The following is an 18,893-nucleotide window of genomic DNA, read 5'->3' on the forward strand; positions in this document are numbered from 1 at the left end:
TCCGGGGGCACGGCCTGAGCCTGTAGTCTCAGGCGTCGTGCTGTTCCCCCAGGAGTCGCCCCTTCACTCCAATCAATTCATATAATATCAATTTCTTAATTAGAGTATTTCCCTTAAAAAAAGAAATTTCTACTTATGTCCCAGCCTCGCTCGTTATTAACGCAGTCTTTCTAAATCCTGATAATCTTTCATGTACGGGCCATCTTCTGCCACTGCAGAATGATACAATGCTTTAACAGCAAAGTTTTTCTCAAGACCCATTTCTGATTTTAATTTCTTTAATTCATCATGTAGCTCGCGATGTTCATTTATAAGTTTTAGCATAATTGTTTTATTATATTTCATGTAAATTCACTCCATTTAGTTGATCACTTGTATGATGACAACTTTTAAATAATTGAATTCAGGGAAGTTGTGTGGCACCGTAAAGTCTTCCGGTAATTGGTGCTCTTCTAGAATTTTATAGCGAGTACCGGCATCTTTAAACGCTTTGTCGATAAACGTTTTGAACTTTTTCATATTAAAGCTAGCGTTATTAGTTGAAGCAATGATAACCCCATTGTCATTTGTAATAGCTAATGCATCCTTCAACAGCTTTGGATAATCCTTTGCCGTGCTGAATGTCATCTTTTTCGTACGGGCAAAGCTTGGTGGATCAAGGACTACAACATCAAACTTCAAGCCTTTACGAGCCGCATAACTAAAGTAGTCAAAAACATTCATTACTTTAATATCTTGTGATTCAAAGTCAATCCCATTCACACTAAATTGCTCAATCGTCTTTGGTAAGCTTCGTTTAGCCAAATCTACGCTCGTTGTGCCTGCCGCGCCACCAAGTGCTGCTGCTACAGAAAATGCCCCTGTGTAAGAAAATGTATTCAGTACCGTTTTCTCTAGAGAATAGCTGTCTCTTAAAGCTTTACGTACATTTCGTTGATCAAGGAAAATACCTGTCATTGCCCCATCATTTAGATCAACCGCAAAATTCATGCCATTTTCTTGCACGATTAACGGGAACTCACCTTTTTCACCTGATACATAATCATCCTGATCGATATATTGACCGTTCGTATTGAAGCGCAGTTTTTCATACACACCGCGTGTATTGACGGCTTCCTTTAATGCTTCATAGATTTCTTTGCGGAATGAATAAATGCCTTCACTATACCAGCTCACCATGTAAAAGCCGTTAAAGAAATCAATTGTCAAACCGCCAATGCCATCGCCTTCCCCGTTAAATATACGAAATGCACTCGTTTGCTCGGATGCAAAAAAGTCTGCACGCTTTTCAGCAGCTTCACGAATTTTTTTCGCAAAAAACTTTACATCAATCAGCTCTTTTTCTTTACGAGAAAGAACCCAACCAATTCCTTTATTTTGTGCACCGTAATAGCCAGTTGCAATATAACCACCGTTTTTATCGACTAAATGCAGTAGGCTGCCTTCTTCGATTGATACTTCATTAGTTACAATCGCGTCTTTTAAAATAAGCGGATAGCCATTCGTTAAATCTTTAATCGCTTTTGCATCTACTTGTAATTCTACTTTTTTTCTCATGTTTTCATCCTTACTACTGTTTTTCGTTCAAAAAAAGAGAGATTTGTGTATACAAATCTCTCCGTACTTCTTTAGTTTACTACGAATGACGGACAATAGCTACTAACACCATTAAGTCGTCACTTTAAATACTGTTTTCATTTTTTCAATAATACCACCCGAAGAATACGTTAGAACACTTCGTTTGTAGAATGATAAGCTTAAGAAATATAAAACTAATACAGTACCTAATAATACAGCGAAGCTAATAATTGGTTCGATTGCACTTATATCCGTTGCACCCAATCGCATCGGCATTACCATTCCTGAAGTAAATGGAATGTAAGAGAATACTTTAATTAGCATTGTATCCGGGTTACCCATACCTGTAAGCATGACATAAAAACCTACAAGTGTCAGCATCATAGCTGGCATCATCACTTGACCTGCTTCCTCTACCTTTGAAACAAGTGAACCGAATAGTGCCCCGATGATTAAATACATAAAGACTGTTAAGAACAAGAATCCTATAACATACAGGAAATAGCCAATTGACATCGAATCAAGTAAATCCGTTACGATGGACCATTTGTTGCCCCCGTCTGAGAAGCGGAGCAGTAACAGTAAACCACCGAATAGGATGACAAACTGTGTAAGCGCAACTAAAAATACACCAACGATTTTCGAACGGAAGTGGATTTCAGGCTTTACACTTACAAGTAACATTTCCAGTGCACGTGACCCTTTTTCTGAAGCCACGTCTGTCGTAATAATTGATAAATAGGTTGCGACAAAAATATAAATAATAATTCCGATAGCATACGAAATAAATACACCGGCCATTTTTTCTTCAGCGGACTTACCATCTGTTGCTGCTTCATTAATCGAATTTAATGTAATAATCGGTTCAGATGATAATAAAAGTTGCTGTTGCTCCGGTGACAGATCCATTTGGCTCATCGCATAAAGTTGACCTGCCTGACTTATCATCCCTTGAAAGTTTGATTGGTCATTTAACGGTAATGGATCATAGGATTCAATTTTTGCTGCCAGTTTTCCGTCTGCATCCGTTAATGTAAAGGCCGCATAATAGTCCCCGTCTTTTAATTTTTCTGCGACTTCACCTGCTGTTACATATTCGTATTCGTAATCATCTGTATTTTGCAGTACTTCCGTTACGTCAAAATTTGTTTCATTTACAACAGCAATCGTGTCAGCATCACCTGAGAAAATTAGGTCTCTAATTTCCGACCAGTACATAATTCCCGCAAGGACGACTAAATAAAGTAATGTAGTTAATATAAATGACTTAGCTGTTACTTTTTGTTTATACAGTTGTTTGACGAGCACCATAAATTTAGACAAGGCTAGCACCTACTTTCTCTTTGAAGATCTCATGCAATGATAAATAATCTAAACTGAACTTTTCTATATAGCCCCCATTGGCAAGCAAATCGAATATAGCTGGTGCATAAGATTCGTCTTCCAAAGTCAGTACTGCCTGTGAGTCACGCTCCATTTTCACTTGAACTACACCAGGGAACTTGCTTAACTCTTCAAACGATTTATCTGTTCGTACTGTCAATTTCGTTTTGCCGTATTGCTTTTTCAAATCGAGCAATGAGCCAGAGAACAATGATTCACCACGTTTTAATAAACATAGATGGTCACACAGCTCCTCGACATTATCCATTTGGTGACTTGAAAATAAAATCGTCATTCCTTGATCACGCAAATAAAGAATCGCATCTTTCAGCAGCTCCATATTGACCGGATCCAGTCCGCTAAACGGCTCATCTAAAATTAAAAACTTCGGCTTATGGATAAAGCTTGCAATAAGCTGTACCTTTTGTTTATTACCTTTTGAAAGTGTTTCTGCTTTTACATTGCGCTTTTCTTCCAGATCAAAGCGTTGAATCCAAAAATCGATATCCTTTTTAATTTCCGCCTTATCCATACCGTGAAGCTCACCGAAGAAGTACAACTGCTCTTCAACTTTCATTTGCGGGAAAATACCGCGCTCTTCCGGTAAATAGCCTAAAATATCACGATCGACTGATTTAATCGGTTTCCCGTCCCACGTAATTAAGCCTTCTGTCGTATCCTGCAAATCCAAAATCATGCGGAATGTCGTCGTTTTTCCTGCTCCATTTTGACCGATTAACCCGAAAATTTCACCTTTTTCAATTGTAAAATTAAGCCGGTCAACTGCCACAAAATCTCTGTATCTCTTTGTAACATCTTTTAGTTGTAACACCATTCTCATTTCCCTCCTTAATTTTCGAACATAGCCATTTCTTTTTTTAAAATACGTTTTCGCTTTATAACATTGATTGTCGGAACGATTAGTAAAAGCACAGCGAGTAGATTCATAACACTGATGAAGAAATTCCAATCATACGTGAGTTCCCCCAACGCAAACGCACCATTTGTACAAGCCGCCAGGATATTAATAAATAGTAATGGATAATATATCGACAGCATTCGATTGAAATAGTTTAATTTCGAAGAGGCATCACTATATAATTCAAACGGACCTTTGCTTTTGTGCTGGCGGAAATATAACCAGTTCAAACGTTTTTGTACAAGCTCTATACCAGCGCTTTCTGTAAAGTCCACGTATTCTTTCACATCTTTTCCTTTAAGAAAATGATCAAGTACTTCTAGGCGGTACTCGTATTCACCTTGCTCACCTTGTTCAAAATAATAAAATGAAAATCGTATTTTTTTAAGATGCCAGCCTTGATTTGCCATGTCATTAATCCATTGCTCTTCTTTCACATCATCACTAAAAACCTTAAATATACGCATCACATATCCCCTTTGCTTATATCGTTTCATAAAGCACTTTAATGCGGGAAGTTTCTAATTCGCCAAGATGTGATGACATACTCTTTTTTACGTGCTTCCCTCGTTAAAGTTTCAATATTTTGTAAAAAATTTCAATTGTGCATTAATTTTCATACAACGCTATTTCTCTTTTTAAATTCTGTTTACGGTAAACTGTTTTTGCCAACGGGTATAATAGTGCAATGAAAACGCCGGTGTTCAGTCCAGCAATAAAGCTGTTAAAATGGAAACTATTCTCAAACACTGTCATCACCCCATTAAATAGGGCAAATACTAAATTTAATACAGCCACGGTTCCATAAAGAGTATAAATTCGATTTATATAAGAGAGCTTTGAAACTGGATCACTGTATAGCTCAAAATCCCCCTTACTTTTATGCTGACGGAAATAGACCCAGTTAATTCGTTTTTGCACGACCTCTACACCTGTACTTTGAACAAAGTCTAAATACTCATTTACTGCTTTTCCGTAACCGAATCCTTCAAGCATTTCTGTACGGTATTCATATTCACCTGGTTGACCTTTTGCAAAAGTGTAGAATGGAAAGTGAAAGCTTTGGAAATACCAGCCTTCAGTTGCCATATCGTTAATCCACTTTTCTTCTTTCGCATCATCCAGGAAAATTTTAAATTTACGCATCACAAATCTCCTTCCGCTTGTATAATTTTTCTACCGTTGTTATAGAGCTCTTTAATGCGGGTAACTTCAGCTTCAACAATCTGTTTGCCAAGCGATGTAATGACATACTCTTTTTTTCGTCCTTCCCCCGCTAAAGTTTCAATAAATTTCTTTTCCTGTAAATTTTTCAGTGCACCGTATGTTGTTCCCGCACCTAACTTTACACGCCCATCGCTCCATTCCTCCACGATCTGCATAATTCCATATCCATGGCGCGGTTCATATAGTGCCAACAAAATATAATAAACCCCCTCTGTTAAAGGTTGCTGCAACAAAATCACTCCGTTCTATCGACATCTGATATATCGGCTCTTGATATATAATATATCGGACGCTGATATAGTGTGTCAACAAATTTTTGGAAATAAAAAAAGGCTACGGAATATGGTTAATAAATTAAGTTGATGAGGAGAATAGTGCAAATAACAGGTTAAATAGCATATATTGCAACAGTGAGATAGCCATATAAAAACAATTAAAAGCGCTCAGAATTGAACGCTTTTTAGCATAATATTTAATGGGGACTATTATAATTCCTTGAAAGATCTTCATAGTTATTTTACCATTATTTAGGTAGTTACTAGTTATTTAAGCCGGGGAAATTTTAGTTTTCTTAAATGTAGTGTGATTTCCACAACCGGTACAAGTGGATTCTTTTCGTACCAGATTGCATGAGGGAAAAGTAAAATAAGGGAAGCGTTTTCCGCTATTTCAAGATTCGAATCGTTTTATGTGAAAATAAGGGAAGTATTTTCCTTTATTTGCGTTAAGCGAGTCCTTTTTTGAAGTTTTTGAACGAATAACGGAAATTTGTTCCCTTATTTTAGAAGATTTTTAACTTATTTGGTGAATAAGGGAAATCTCTTCCTTTATTTTTCGATGAGAAGTCTATTCAACCGATACGACGGACTCTCTTCGTGTAAGAATACAATAGTTCCTGAATAAAAGTTAAATAAGGGAAGCGTTTTCCGCTATTTCACGACTTGAATCATTTTATGTAGAAAATAACGGAACCATTTTCCTTTATTTGCGTAAAACGGGTCCTTTTTAACCGGTTTTGAACGAATAACGGAAATTTCTTCCCTTATTTCAGAACATTTTTAATTTATTTAGTGAATAACGGAAATTCCTTCCGTTATTTTTCGATTGGAAGTTTGATGTGATTACCTAGCTGATACGAGCGGACTCTCTTCGTGCCAGACGCGGGCATAAGCATTTTCTTCTCGACTAGTTGAGCTAACAGTTTTCTTGCGGTTTTGTCACTTACTTTCAAATATGTCTCTACATCTTTTGGGAAAATGGCTCCCCCTTTCCGAACTGCCAGTCGAAGAACTTCTTTTTCATAATAGGTTAAAGATGTATAATCCAGTTTATCCCCTAACCGTTGCCCGAAAACTTGCTGAACTATTTGCTGACAGCGCCGGGGCCTTTCTTTCACTTGGTCATAAGAAAATCTGATTACAGTCCATCCGTCAATCACCAGCTGATTTTGCCGTTCGAGATTATCAGCAAACTGCCATCTGCTTATATTCTTCAGGTGAGGACCATACCCGTCAATTTCAAAGCAAATCCGGATACCTGGACGAATATAGGCAAAATCCAAATACCTTTTACCATCCTTAAAATCATCGACTTCATATTCTGGATGAAGGTAATCAAAATGGGAAAATAGTGGCCACCATACTTGCTTCAAAAACAGCATTTCCGCCGTATTGTGACCTTCTTTTAATCGGCGTAACTTTTCCCCAGTTCTTGCTTGTACGTGCAAATTCAAAAAAACATGATATTCTTCTTCAAAACTCATAAAAGGCCCTCCTGTATAATTTTAAATGTGGATTAAAAATAATAGGTGAATAGGGAAAAATGATAAGGGAATAAGCGGAATTCCTCCGTCTATTTAGCGGGGTGTGCAGGTGCATTTCGAGGATAACTATTTCTAGTTTAATAAATCCCTAAAATTTGTCAATAAGTACACAAAAAAACCGACTCCATAAAGGAATCGGCCATATAAAACCTATTTTTTATAGTAATCCACAATCCCGTTATAAATAGATTGTGCATAAATTTCTACATACTTATCGTCAACTAACTTTTTGCGGTCTTCAGCATTCGAAATAAATCCAAGCTCGACTAATACAGAAGGGATGATCATATTGCGCGTTACATAGTATTGCGCTTCTTTAACGCCGCGATTTTTCATTTTCGCATTATTAACAATCTCCGTATTAATATAAGTGGCAAGTTTTTTATCCTCTTCAAACTGATCACCTGAACTGATACTATAGTACGTTTCTGTTCCTTGAGCACTTGTAGATGTTGCAGCGTTTACATGAATACTCACATAAATTTCGCCGAACTTGTCCTGCGTAAATTTCACACGCTCCTGTAATGAAGGATACGTATCGCCAGAACGAGTCATCTGCACTTTCGCACCATCAGCTTCAAGCTTTTGTTTTACAAGGTTGGAAACTTTTAATACAATCGCTTTTTCCGTATGACCTGAGTTAACGGCACCTGGATCTTTACCACCGTGTCCTGGGTCTAGAATAATAATACGGTCTTTTACAGCACTGCCTTTTTCATTCATCAATTTAATATATGATTTATGAACATAGCCTGTATCTTTACCTGCTGTAACTTTTGCCCAAAAGCCGTTAATCGAATGAACTGCAATAACTGAGCCTTTTGATAATGTTTTGATTGTTTTAGATGAGCCTGATGCTGATTGACGCATATTTAAGCTCGCAACCGTTACTTTACCAATTGTATTTGTCGTTGCGACAGGTTTTTCGTCATCTACTTTTGGAGGTTCCACAACAGAACCGCCTACAACTGTCGTACTCGCTTTTACAATGTAGCCAGGTACTCCATCAACAGTCGTTAAATAATAGCCGCCCATTTCTTTATAAACAGACAATGCTGCTCCAGCTGAAATTTGCGTTATTTTTTTTGAAGAAGAAGTTGGTTTGTAATATAGGTTCAATGTTGCATTTGCTGTGACAGCCTTAATCGATGGACCTATTGCATTACCATCTTGTTCAAGGAATTTGGCATATGACTTACTGATATAACCGTAATAACCTTGATAAGATACTTTTAACCAGTTCCCTTCTACTGCATAGACAGATAATTTACCGCCAGTATTAACTCTTCCAATAACTGTGCTAGACGTATTCGGACCTGTGCGAACATTTAAGCCATCAGTCGTTACCGAAACTAGACCGATTACTTGCGTTACATCGACTGCATCAAGCTGTTCTGGTAATGCTAGACGGTACTCATCACTTTTAGCACGCGCTATAAATGATGCAAACTGTGCTCGAGTTACCGAGCTTTTCGGCATAAATCTGCCATCATTTCCTTTTGTAATCCCGTTATAATAAATTGCTTTTATATACGAAGCATATGTATTCGATGTCGTTACATCTGGGAAAACAATCGCTAAGTCCTTGTAGTCATTGACATTTAAATTGAAAGCCACTGCTAATACATGGCTCATTTCTTCACGTGACAGGGGTGCATTAGGAGAAAATTTTCCAGACTTTGCTGAAAACAATCCAAGCTGTTTAGCTCGTTCAATATAAGTGGATTGTTCTGTACCGACTTTAACATCTGAGTAAGAAGATTTACTTACTTTCAGTGGACTCTTACCTGCAGCAATTACTGCCATTTTCGCAGCTTGTGCACGAGTCACACTCATGTTTGGTTTGTAGTATGTTTTGCCCTTTTCCTGATATCCTTTAATTGCGCCTAAGCTAATTAAGTATTGGATCTCTTCGTAAGTGGCATCGGTTGTCGCAACATCTGCAAATACTACTTTAGCTGATGTCGGTGTAACAGCTAGTGTACAAACGAGGAAGATTGCAACAACCAATGTAATCAATTTTTGATTCATTGTTCCCTATCCTTTCATAAGCTGTCTCCATCATTGTATAGTAGAAATAAGGAAATAAATAGAGGTAAATCCATATTTAATATCAAAATCTTGTTACATTATAGTTACAAAATGATTACATCCGATAAAATTTTTGTTTATAGAGGAAATTAATCGGGTAAATAGTATATTTCACGTCCTCTAAAATTAGGTATTTCCGCCGTTTTTAAGCCCTTCTGGAAAGTCAACCCAACTTTTTGAATAGTCCAGCAAAATCTCGTAATAAAATCTATGTGATAGTATAGATGGAAACAATTTTCTAACATTCGTTAAAAGAAAGGTTGATTCAAATGGAGCATTCGTTATTTTTAGAGCGTTATTTTTCAAACTTGGAGCTAATGCCAGGCTTATTTTATTCATGGGAACCTGCAATTCGCTTTGAGCTAGGAGATCCAAATGAACCAGATAACAACAAATACATAGCAGGAAGTAATGAACGTGCCGCGGCGTTATATAACGATTTGCATATGCCCGAAGACGAATGCATTATCGTTATGGATATATTGGAAGTAGATTTAAAACGGAAAAATCTATCACCGTTTTTGGATCGAAGCCAACACTTTCGTATCTCAATGAACACATATGAAATGGAGGAAATCTTAATCTATCGCTTTGAAATAGCTTGCAGAGCTAAAGAGATTGCGGCTTCAAAAATATTGCGGGCGGTTGTTCATTCAGATTTAGGCATGAAACCAAATATTCCTCATCGTGTATACATACTGAATAAACGCACACAGACCATTTTTCATGTATATGATGACCGGGGTTGTGATATTTTAGGTAGTAATGTTGAAAAGCTTAGACCATTATATGAGCAGTATAATGATTGGATTTTAGATTACGATAGAGAAGCCATCACTCGTATGCTTGAAGGATAGATAGAAGCTGAAAGTATGGGCACATCCAATCTTTCAGCTTTACCTTATTGAACGATAAACTCAGCTGCCAAATGATAGATTTCATCATCCGTCTCTTCCGAATTACGAAATTCCTTTAAAATCCGATATTCACCGTTATCTAGAACACCGTAATATCCTTCCCAGTCCACTACCCATTCTACTGATTGTAACGGTGCTACATTGTGTCCTAAATCAATAAAACTGTAAGCTTCCTCAAGTATTGGAACCTCATACCAATTGCCTTCGCTTTTCTTTTCAACAGTAAAATATTGCCCATACACAAATCGCTCATTTGAACGATTCTCAATTATTACGGTTAATCCAGTAGGTGTAACAGTTCCAGGTTTTGTATTCATCGTTAAACTATCCGGACTATTAACAGTCCCAAAAGGTGTAGGCTCACTCTCTATATTTCGCGAGCAAGCTGTTAGTAGACAAATCACGATAGTTAATCCTATAACTATTTTTTTCACATACCTCGCCCTCCTCATATATATAGTAAGAACTTTTTATTGAATCAAAACAGTTATCAGAATATTATTGATATTAAGGAGGCTGTTCAATGAAAATCTTTGCTACTATCTCACTGCTATTCGGAATCATTTTTACGTTTATAGGTGTATTACCTTTCATTTTTTCTTATCCCTTCAGCAATGGTCCTCATTCCGGTCCATCAAACGCTTGGGAATTGATATTGATGATTTCCTACGACGGCAAGGGATGGTATTTGATAATTGGTATTGCCCTATTGTTAGTTCCAAACTTCTTGGTATTTAAAAGAAAGAACCTAAACTAAAAGCTACAAATTCCTCTTTTCGTAGAGGACTTTTTTATGTGCTTTACTAATAAAAAGGCTGAAATTCACTTTATTAGTGAATTTCAGCCTGACATAAACTATTGAAGCAATTCATCTGCAAAGCTAAGTTCAACATAAGTTTTATTTTCTTCCAATAACTCAGGTGCGACTTCAAAATAATGCAGTGCACGATTGTGACCATATGCTTTTTCACCGCGCGTTATTGTGTATGAAAGTGCGCCTTTTGAAAGAATAGCCCCTTTTCCTGTAGAAGTAACTTTAAAGTCCATTTCTTCTGCAATAAGACGTAAAGGTACCATGATTTTTCCATCGACTTCTTTATAATCCCCACCAATAATAGCCTGGATTTCCGGTGCGATTTCAGGTGTTTCTACTTCCTCAGCGTCTTCTAGCTTTGGAAATACGACAATTTTCTCAGGTGAAGTTTGTGCCGGGATGCTTTTCGTTGTTGGTCCGTAAAATACAGCGGCATTATATTTTTTTAAATCTTTCGCTTCAACTTTTTCACCTTTTGTATTTACAATGTCAGCTTTTTCATCTAAGTTCAGCTTTAATTCGCCGTCATCACTTAAAAGGTTTTCATCAAATTGCGCAACCTTTACTGAGCCAGCTGCATCATCTTTCTCCACTACCACCACTGCCGGTGAGTATTGAGGCGGATAAATTAAAATCATTGGCTGGTCGGCAAAGATATAAATTGAAGTTGTATCCCCAACCTGTAAATCCACCTCATTACCTTGTTGATCAAAAACGAGTGTTTTATCATCAACATGGAAGTGGAAAATATTTTCATCTACTTTAGCTGTATAAAGTTTTGATGTTTCCATTTGTTTAACTTCAGTTATTTCCCCGGAATACTTCGCAAATGTTGCTTCCTTCACAACTTGCTCAGCCCCTTCTTTATTCAGTGGCTGTTCTGCTCCTGCAGTCATTGTTCCTAATAAAAATGCTGATAATGCTAAAGGTACTATTTTTTTCATAATATCCCACCCTTTCGGTAATTTCACTACATTAGTCGATTCAATTCCATAAAGGTTACACAAAATGTTTATTTTTTTGAAATTGCAGTGCGGTGAGGGCTAAATAGTCGTATAGCGTTAACTTACCCTGTTCAAAATAATCCAACCATATCTGTTGATAAGCGCCAGATTGAATGCCATGTTCCAATTGCTGACGAACTGCTAGTTTATCATTAAATAAAGTTTCCACCGCTTGCTGCAAAGCAGGACTAGAAATTGTCGGCGTCTGCTTTGGTATTGGGGTCGTCCCTGATAAATAGCTTTTTAAAGTATCCGCAATGGCTTCGATAATTTGTTCTTTATTTGCTCGATATAGCTGTATATCTTCTTCTGAGCTGACAAAGCAAATTTCAATGATAATCGCTTTTTTGGCTGTTCCTTTTAAAAAAGCTAAGTCTTTACGAAGCTTGGCCCCCCGATCTTTAAACCTCCCTGCTTTAGCGACTTGTCGACTCATTTTCTGAGCAAACGGCATTATCGCCGGGTTCATATACAATACTTCCGTGCCGATTCCTGATTTTTGTTTTTCCGCAGTGGCATTAAAATGAATACTCACATCTAAATGCCGTTGTGTGGCGTTATGTTGACTGATTAAATACGTTAAATTTTGCTGCTTATTTTTCGAATGGGTATCAATGATTGTATGGGTGATGATTCCTTTTTGACTTAGTTTTTTCCCGAGCTGCTTTACAATCTCAATATTTTCCTCTCCTTCATCAAGTAAGCCCCTTGCTCCTGTACCTTTACCAAAATGACCTGCGCTAATTGTTAACATGATAATTCACCTCTTTTTATATGTGTATGTCCTTAAAATCCGGGAAAAGGGACAGCAATTTCATTAATTATATTAAAATAGTTATATACTCGTCACACTGTTATGAAAACCAACATAGAGTTTCGTATAAAAATTCGTTACAATGAAGAGACTATACATAATGTGAGGGTTAGGCATGAAAAACAAAAGAATGATTGGCTTTATATTAGTTGTAAGCGGCTGTTTTTTCTGGGGAATCGGTGGAACGATGTCACAGCAGCTGTTTTCTCAAGGTATTGAAGTGAGCTGGCTTGTCTCGACACGGCTTGTAATTGCTGGTATATTACTCTTAATTACCCAGGCAATATTTAAAGATCATCATCAAATTTTAGAAATTTGGCGTCAGAAATACACAGCATTCCGATTGGTTACCTTTGCAATTGTCGGCATGCTCGCTGTGCAATACACATATATGGCATCGATTAAAGAAGGAAATGCAGCGGTCGCAACTTTGCTACAATATTTGGCACCTGTCATGATAATTGTATGGGTCACACTGCGTGGACAGTCTAAGTTTACAAAAAAAGATGCTGTAACAATTGTGTTAGCTCTTTGCGGTAGCTTCTTTTTATTAACAAATGGCTCGCTGTCTGCATTTGCCGTACCGCTCCCGGCGATTATTTGGGGACTGCTTTCTGGTTTGTCGCTTGCCTTTTATACACTTTATGCCATTCCTCTGCTGCAGCGGTTTGATTCACTTGTTGTGGTTGGTTGGGGTATGCTGCTTGCAGGAGTTACGATGAGTTTTGTGCAGCCACCTTGGGATGTTGACGTTTCGAATTGGACTGGATCGACTGTCTTTTATTTAATCATCGTCATTATTTTCGGCACGATGCTCGCTTTTTGGTTTTATATCGAAAGTCTGCAAACCCTTACTGCCAAAGAAACAAGCTTGCTGGGCAATATTGAGCCATTGACTGCCGTACTCGCAACGGTTTTATGGCTGAAGGAACCGTTTGGCAGCTTTCAATGGTTCGGCACTTCGCTGATTTTAGCTATGATGATCTATATTGCGTTGAAGGCGGATCAGAAGCAGGATGTTGTATCGGAATGAAGTCTGTCTGAAGAGAAATTTTATTAGAACATTTAGATCGGATATTAGAAACTTTGGTATGGATATTAGAAGATTTCCGGGTGATATTTGCACATTTCAGAAGCTTATTAGCAAATGGAGCCGACATATTAGCAAACCGGGATTTTATTAGCACTTTTCGCAATATATTAGAATATTCAACTGATTTATTAGCACCTGGAATCGTTTTTTCGAAGCCGGGATTATATTAGAACTTTTATCCATATATTAGAAACTTCACCCCCGATATTAGAAAACTTCCGGGTGATATTTGCACTTTTCAGCAGCTTATTAGCACAGGCAGCCGATATATTAGCAAAACGCCATTATATTAGCACTTTTCACTATATATTAGCACATTAAACCAACATATTAGAAAACGAAAACCAACTAGTCTAAATTACGCTAGTTGGTTTTCATGTTTACATAGTTTCAATTGCCTTAAATACGTCAAAAGCCCCTTCACTTTTGTTCGAACATACTACTGTAATTTCATCGCTTTCCGGGTAATAGGCAGAGTGAAAGCTAACCCCCGGATCATAGCCCATTACATGGTATTTTGTAATATTCGAATCGTGTATATCAATCCAAACCCCGTAGCCGTAAAATCGATCATAGTCATCGTCTGTGTGGATATACGGTGTTAACAGCTGCTTCGTCATCTGCTCGCTTAATAATGTAAAATCATAAAGCGCCTTCCAAAAACGATACATATCCTCGACCGTTACAAAAGCGCCACCGTCTGCCCCACCCTTTGCAGGAACGGAATAAATGTTTGACCTCCACGATCCATCTTCATTATCAATATAGCCTAATGCAGTATTATTCGGTAAAGCATCTATTGCAAAATAACCTGAGTGCTCCATACCAGCAACTTTAAAAATTGATTCCGTTATATACTCATCAAAGCGCATGCTACTAATTTCCTGAACGACAAGTCCGAGCAATATATAGCCGGCGTTATTATAATGGAAGCGTTCACCGACACCTAGCTTCATCGGCTCATTTAGAAATAACGGTAAAAAATCACTCCCGCTACGCATTAAATACATCGGATGCTTCACCCATAATTCTTCAAAATCTTCCATCACTTCTTCATCGAAATAATCCGGTATCCCTGAAGTATGTGTGAGTAAATGATGAATCGTAATGTCCCGGTCAAATTGAGGGAATGTTATATCCAACACATCCGATAACTTCGTATCAAAAGACAGCTGTCCTTTTTCAACGAGCTGGCAAATGGCAACGGCGGTAAAGATTTTGCAGCCAGAAGCAATACCAAAGCGCGTTTGCTCATTATTCAATGCTTCGTATGAACGATTGGCATAGCCATTGCTAAACTGCTGTATGGCTTGATGATTTCTTTTTACTAAAACTGTTCCTGAAAAGTCGATTTGTTCAATTATTACATTAACCTTATTCATTTTCATCTTATTCTCCTTCATATTGAATGATTGTAGTAAGATAAAAACTGGTTTACAATGATTTTCCGAATGATATTTTCGGAATAACAAAACTTGGCAATTCCATTTTAACATAGGACTCATTTTAGGTGAACTTCATTTTTATATGCCCCCATACATAACAAAAGCAGACATATACATCATGCCTGCTTCTGTAGTAACCTCACCAATTACATATGCATATCGATATCTTCATAAATATTTACATTAATAATCGGACCTAACTGCTCAACATATACCTCTACCCCTAAAAGATCCGTCTTTTTATGGTCGGGTAATTTAATCGTAAAGCTGCCCTTTTTCTTTCCTTCGACAGTGAACTCGTTCGTTCCCTCAGCACGTGTCACCATAGCAATTTCCTCAGATCCTTTTGGTAAAATATGATTTCCGATGTGGTAGCTTGCGCCAAGATCCACTGAATCGGTTGTCTTCTCCTCTAGTACTCGAATGCTATAATTAAAATGCGGGCTGAGACTTACCGCTTCAATCCCGTACCTTACTTCTTCGCCGTCAATATCACGGATGATGGCAATATACCGACCCGGCTTTTCGATTCCGATACGAATGTTATTATACTTGCCCTCCGCATCTGTTTGATTGCTGTTTTTACAATCAGATGGGCTGTATGAAAGACATTTTGTAAAATCAACACGATCCGATAGCTTGGTCCCTTCCATTGTATATAACGAAACGTTTTGTACCGCTTTTTTATTCTTCACATCGATTACAGCAGGTGTAGTAAGAAAATCTTGTGTTTCTTCAAGCGTCAACTTCAGTTTTCCGTTCACTTCTTTAACATTTACATAGTATTTCCGATAATACTTCTTATCAGGATTCCCTGAATAGACTAAAGCGACTTGTAATGTGCCCGTCCCTTTTTTAAGCGGGACTAAATGAAGTTTATCAGAAGTTCTACCATTCAATTCATTGCTCCCTGCAACTGCATTGAATAAACCTGAATCACTATGATTCGAATCGTACATTTTAAACTGTTCCCAGTTGTAGTCACTTGCCCGCAACGTGACAATTTTAGATTTCGCTTCTTCGGTAGCTTGCATCATTTTGGCTGCTTGTCCTCTTGTAATCGCTATATTCGGACTGAATGTACTAGGAGTTGTTCCTCCCGTGATACCAAGTCGATGGATAATCAGGATGTTCGGATTGTGTCCGGCACTTGTTTTCACATCTTCAAAAGGGTTTTTATGAGACGAGTAGTCATAGCGCGGTAAATCGAACGCTTTCACAAGAATCGAAGCCATTTGTCCACGTGTGATCGGATCATTCGGTCCAAAACGACCATCTCCATACCCTCGGATGATACCTTTTTCTGCCATAGCTGCAATCGCTTTATAAAAACCATTTGCTGTCGTAACATCCTTAAATTTAGGGTCCTTTACTTTGGTTGTATCTAATTTGATAAGCTTCGCAATGATTGCCGCCGCTTGTCCGCGTGTAATGGAGTTTCCGGGTTTAAATGTTCCGTCCGGATAACCTCCTATAATATTCCGTTCTGCCAAATCATAAACCGCTTCAGCAAAGTACTTGGAAGGCGGTACATCTGAAAATTGGTTTGTACTTGCGGCAAATGTAGCGGTTAAAGCTAAACTGCACACAAGCATTAGTGCGCTGAACGCTGCAAAAAGTTTTCTCTTCATTCACTAGCACCCTCTCTTTTTTACTAGGGTTCATTATTTTGAAAAAACTTATTTAATCATATATATGAATATAACATTTCTTCCCTATAATCTTCCCATAATCTATATTAGCTTATTATCTTTTAATTTCCAGTATTATTAAAAAAATGAACTTTATAGTGAGAATCTTTCATTCTATCGTTCGTTTAATTTCGCTTTAATTTCTTCTAACAATTTATTTTGCTCCACTTGCTTTTCTACGATTTTATTTGTTGATTTTTCTATTGTTCTAGTAATTGACCATAAAAATATCCATACAATCACTATAATTGCTAACGCTTCTATGACTGATCACTCCTTTGCTGTTATTTTAAAAAGTCCGTGAGTAAGGATGCTAATTTTTCGGGAGCCTCCGTATTTATTTCATGGCCTACCCCTTGTACTATGAGGATTTCTGCATTCGAGAGTTTAGCCGCCAACTGCTCTGATGCCCTTTTATTCGCTTTATCCTTTTCCCCACATACAACTAACGTATGGCATCCAATCCTCTTCAAACCTTGACTGAAATCCAAGTCTATCATAGATTTAGTCAATCGAATAAAATCGCTCTTGCTGGAGCCAAGTTTCTGAAAAGACGATTTTGGTATAAACCGAAACACGATATTTTGTATTTTCAATAAGAATTTCGGCATTTTATATTGTGGGGCGATTAAAACAAGAGAATGCACTTTTTCCGGATGATCTATCGTATAATTCAATGCCAAAATTGCTCCAAGCGAAAGGCCAACAAGGTTGACGGGTTCATGAAACTCGTCAATATATTCCGAGAAAGCAGTGTATAGATTTTTATAAGTTAATTCTTCACCCTTCACAAGATCAAACAAATCCGGTTGATACATTTGATTTGGTTCCCCGATGAATAACATCGTTTCCTCCCAGCTTGAGGAATTTTGCCCTAAACCATGAACGAAGATGGATGTCATGGAATCGCCCCCTTTACCGTTGTGAAGTATTAATCGTTCCTTCAAACTTTCAACAATACTTTTCCTTCATAATTCCGGCTTTCAATTAATTGATGCGCTGCTGCAGCATCTTTTAAATTAAAAATTTGCGCAATTGGTAGTGAAAGCTGTTTCGTATTAAAAAGTTCTATGACTTTTTCAGCAACAGGTGCCAGTCGTAATGGATCATGTGCTCTCGTTGTACCTAAGCTAAAACCTTTAATGTTTCGGCAACTGCTGTGGACATCACTTGTTTTCAATTGCCCGGCTTTCCCACTGCTATTACCGAACTGTACGAGGGTGCCATAGAACGCTAAGCAGTCTAAACTCTTACTTGTGACATCACCGGCAACCGAATCAAATATAATATTTGCCCCTTGATTATTGGTTACGTTCAAAACTTCCTCTGTAAATGTTTCATATGTGCAAACAATGTTCGCCCCAAGTTTTTTTACATAACTTGCTTTTTCGATGTTGCCCACTGTACCAATGATTCGTTCAACACCTGCTAATTTTGCTAACTGTATAAGCATCGAACCTACACCACCCGCAGCACTATGTATTACAATTGTATCGGTCATTTTTACTTGTCCAATTTCATGTAAAAGCATATACGATAAGATAGAAACAGTCGGCATGGCAGCAGCTTGTTCAAATGAAAGCGTGTCTGGAATTTTAAATACTAGCTTTTCATTAGCACGGACATATTCTGCATAAGATCCACCTTTAGGAAAAGCAATAACACGGTCTCCAATAGAAAATTTTGAATCAGGAGCAGTTTCTACAATAGTCCCCGCAGTATCTAAGCCTAATATTAATGGGAAATTCCCTTGTCCTTTGTTGCCAATCCGTTTTTTTATATCAGCGTAATTGACACTTGTATAGGATACTTTTATTAAACATTCTCCATCTCCTATTTTCGGTTGCTCAATATCCGCATATGTAAGAACATTTGCATCTCCAAATTCTTTTTGAATAATCGCTTTCATCGACAATACCCCCTAACCTAATAACCATATTTTAGCATAATTAATCGAATCGTATCAGAATTCAATTTGAAGCACAGCAAATAAAAACCACCAGTCGAACTGGTGGTTTCAGACTGTAGACAAACTCGAAGAAATTCGAGTTTGCCTACAGTCTTTTTTGTTTTAAAATAAATTTAAATGATGAAA

The 18,893-nt window shown here is 37.6% G+C and carries 20 protein-coding genes; 3 read left to right on the plus strand and 17 right to left on the minus strand.

The window, feature by feature from the left end:
- Window positions 1-156: 156 nt before the first annotated feature.
- From H9635_RS18865 to H9635_RS18905, 9 genes are all read right to left on the minus strand, one after another.
- Window positions 157-345, minus strand: coding sequence for a hypothetical protein (locus tag H9635_RS18865; RefSeq protein WP_191701867.1), 189 nt, complete (start codon window positions 343-345; stop codon window positions 157-159).
- Window positions 346-360: 15 nt separating this feature from the next.
- Entirely contained in the window at window positions 361-1,557 is a 1,197-nt protein-coding gene (locus tag H9635_RS18870; protein ID WP_191701868.1) for a class I SAM-dependent rRNA methyltransferase, read from the minus strand.
- 111 nt (window positions 1,558-1,668) lie between these two features.
- A complete protein-coding gene (locus H9635_RS18875) occupies window positions 1,669-2,901 on the minus strand; it encodes an ABC transporter permease (protein WP_191701869.1) in 1,233 nt (410 codons plus the stop codon).
- Complete coding sequence (locus tag H9635_RS18880) at window positions 2,894-3,796, minus strand: ABC transporter ATP-binding protein (protein WP_191701870.1); 903 nt, start codon at window positions 3,794-3,796, stop codon at window positions 2,894-2,896. Before H9635_RS18880 ends, H9635_RS18875 begins: the two co-directional genes overlap by 8 nt.
- A gap of 14 nt (window positions 3,797-3,810) precedes the next feature.
- The gene (locus H9635_RS18885) at window positions 3,811-4,347 is read right to left on the minus strand and encodes a DUF2812 domain-containing protein (RefSeq protein ID WP_191701871.1); all 537 of its coding nucleotides are present in this window, start codon (window positions 4,345-4,347) and stop codon (window positions 3,811-3,813) included.
- 142 nt (window positions 4,348-4,489) lie between these two features.
- Window positions 4,490-5,026: a DUF2812 domain-containing protein gene (locus H9635_RS18890; RefSeq protein ID WP_191701872.1), complete on the minus strand. Its 537-nt coding sequence runs from the start codon at window positions 5,024-5,026 to the stop codon at window positions 4,490-4,492.
- Complete coding sequence (locus H9635_RS18895; protein ID WP_404828907.1) at window positions 5,026-5,337, minus strand: PadR family transcriptional regulator; 312 nt, start codon at window positions 5,335-5,337, stop codon at window positions 5,026-5,028. The genes H9635_RS18890 and H9635_RS18895 overlap by 1 nt, the downstream gene beginning before the upstream one ends.
- 863 nt (window positions 5,338-6,200) lie before the next feature.
- Entirely contained in the window at window positions 6,201-6,869 is a 669-nt protein-coding gene (locus H9635_RS18900) for a DNA-binding response regulator (RefSeq protein WP_191701874.1), read from the minus strand.
- 210 nt (window positions 6,870-7,079) lie between these two features.
- On the minus strand, window positions 7,080-8,960 hold the full coding sequence (locus tag H9635_RS18905) for an N-acetylmuramoyl-L-alanine amidase (RefSeq protein WP_191701875.1): 1,881 nt from the start codon (window positions 8,958-8,960) through the stop codon (window positions 7,080-7,082).
- Window positions 8,961-9,289: 329 nt separating this feature from the next.
- On the opposite strand from H9635_RS18905, the gene H9635_RS18910 reads away from it, so the two are divergent.
- Window positions 9,290-9,877 carry a DUF3885 domain-containing protein gene (locus tag H9635_RS18910; RefSeq protein ID WP_191701876.1) on the plus strand — a complete coding sequence of 196 codons (588 nt, stop codon included), beginning with the start codon at window positions 9,290-9,292 and terminating at the stop codon, window positions 9,875-9,877.
- A 44-nt stretch (window positions 9,878-9,921) separates the two neighbouring features.
- Here H9635_RS18910 and H9635_RS18915 read toward each other — a convergent pair whose 3' ends face one another.
- Window positions 9,922-10,371 (minus strand): immunoglobulin-like domain-containing protein, encoded by a 450-nt coding sequence (locus H9635_RS18915; protein ID WP_191701877.1) that lies wholly within the window; start codon window positions 10,369-10,371, stop codon window positions 9,922-9,924.
- A gap of 89 nt (window positions 10,372-10,460) precedes the next feature.
- Between H9635_RS18915 and H9635_RS18920 the strand changes: the two genes are divergently transcribed.
- A complete protein-coding gene (locus H9635_RS18920; RefSeq protein WP_191701878.1) occupies window positions 10,461-10,694 on the plus strand; it encodes a hypothetical protein in 234 nt (77 codons plus the stop codon).
- Between the two features lie 98 nt (window positions 10,695-10,792).
- Here H9635_RS18920 and H9635_RS18925 read toward each other — a convergent pair whose 3' ends face one another.
- Window positions 10,793-11,695, minus strand: a complete 903-nt coding sequence (locus tag H9635_RS18925) for a stalk domain-containing protein (protein WP_191701879.1) — start codon at window positions 11,693-11,695, stop codon at window positions 10,793-10,795.
- 55 nt (window positions 11,696-11,750) lie between these two features.
- The gene (locus tag H9635_RS18930) at window positions 11,751-12,509 is read right to left on the minus strand and encodes an N-acetylmuramoyl-L-alanine amidase (RefSeq protein WP_191701880.1); all 759 of its coding nucleotides are present in this window, start codon (window positions 12,507-12,509) and stop codon (window positions 11,751-11,753) included.
- 175 nt (window positions 12,510-12,684) lie between these two features.
- Between H9635_RS18930 and H9635_RS18935 the strand changes: the two genes are divergently transcribed.
- Complete coding sequence (locus H9635_RS18935) at window positions 12,685-13,602, plus strand: EamA family transporter (protein ID WP_191701881.1); 918 nt, start codon at window positions 12,685-12,687, stop codon at window positions 13,600-13,602.
- 440 nt (window positions 13,603-14,042) lie between these two features.
- Here H9635_RS18935 and H9635_RS18940 read toward each other — a convergent pair whose 3' ends face one another.
- From H9635_RS18940 to H9635_RS18955, 5 genes are all read right to left on the minus strand, one after another.
- Entirely contained in the window at window positions 14,043-15,050 is a 1,008-nt protein-coding gene (locus H9635_RS18940; RefSeq protein ID WP_191701882.1) for a serine hydrolase domain-containing protein, read from the minus strand.
- Window positions 15,051-15,253: 203 nt separating this feature from the next.
- The gene (locus H9635_RS18945; protein ID WP_191701883.1) at window positions 15,254-16,738 is read right to left on the minus strand and encodes an S-layer homology domain-containing protein; all 1,485 of its coding nucleotides are present in this window, start codon (window positions 16,736-16,738) and stop codon (window positions 15,254-15,256) included.
- 174 nt (window positions 16,739-16,912) lie between these two features.
- Window positions 16,913-17,041 carry a hypothetical protein gene (locus H9635_RS19430; protein WP_263617369.1) on the minus strand — a complete coding sequence of 43 codons (129 nt, stop codon included), beginning with the start codon at window positions 17,039-17,041 and terminating at the stop codon, window positions 16,913-16,915.
- A 41-nt stretch (window positions 17,042-17,082) separates the two neighbouring features.
- Window positions 17,083-17,745, minus strand: a complete 663-nt coding sequence (locus H9635_RS18950; protein ID WP_225231413.1) for an alpha/beta fold hydrolase — start codon at window positions 17,743-17,745, stop codon at window positions 17,083-17,085.
- Window positions 17,742-18,707: a quinone oxidoreductase family protein gene (locus H9635_RS18955; protein ID WP_191701884.1), complete on the minus strand. Its 966-nt coding sequence runs from the start codon at window positions 18,705-18,707 to the stop codon at window positions 17,742-17,744. The genes H9635_RS18950 and H9635_RS18955 overlap by 4 nt, the downstream gene beginning before the upstream one ends.
- Window positions 18,708-18,893 lie beyond the last annotated feature (186 nt).

Origin of the sequence: Solibacillus faecavium, assembly GCF_014836905.1 — a bacterium.
Taxonomy (GTDB): Bacteria; Bacillota; Bacilli; order Bacillales_A; family Planococcaceae; genus Solibacillus; species Solibacillus faecavium.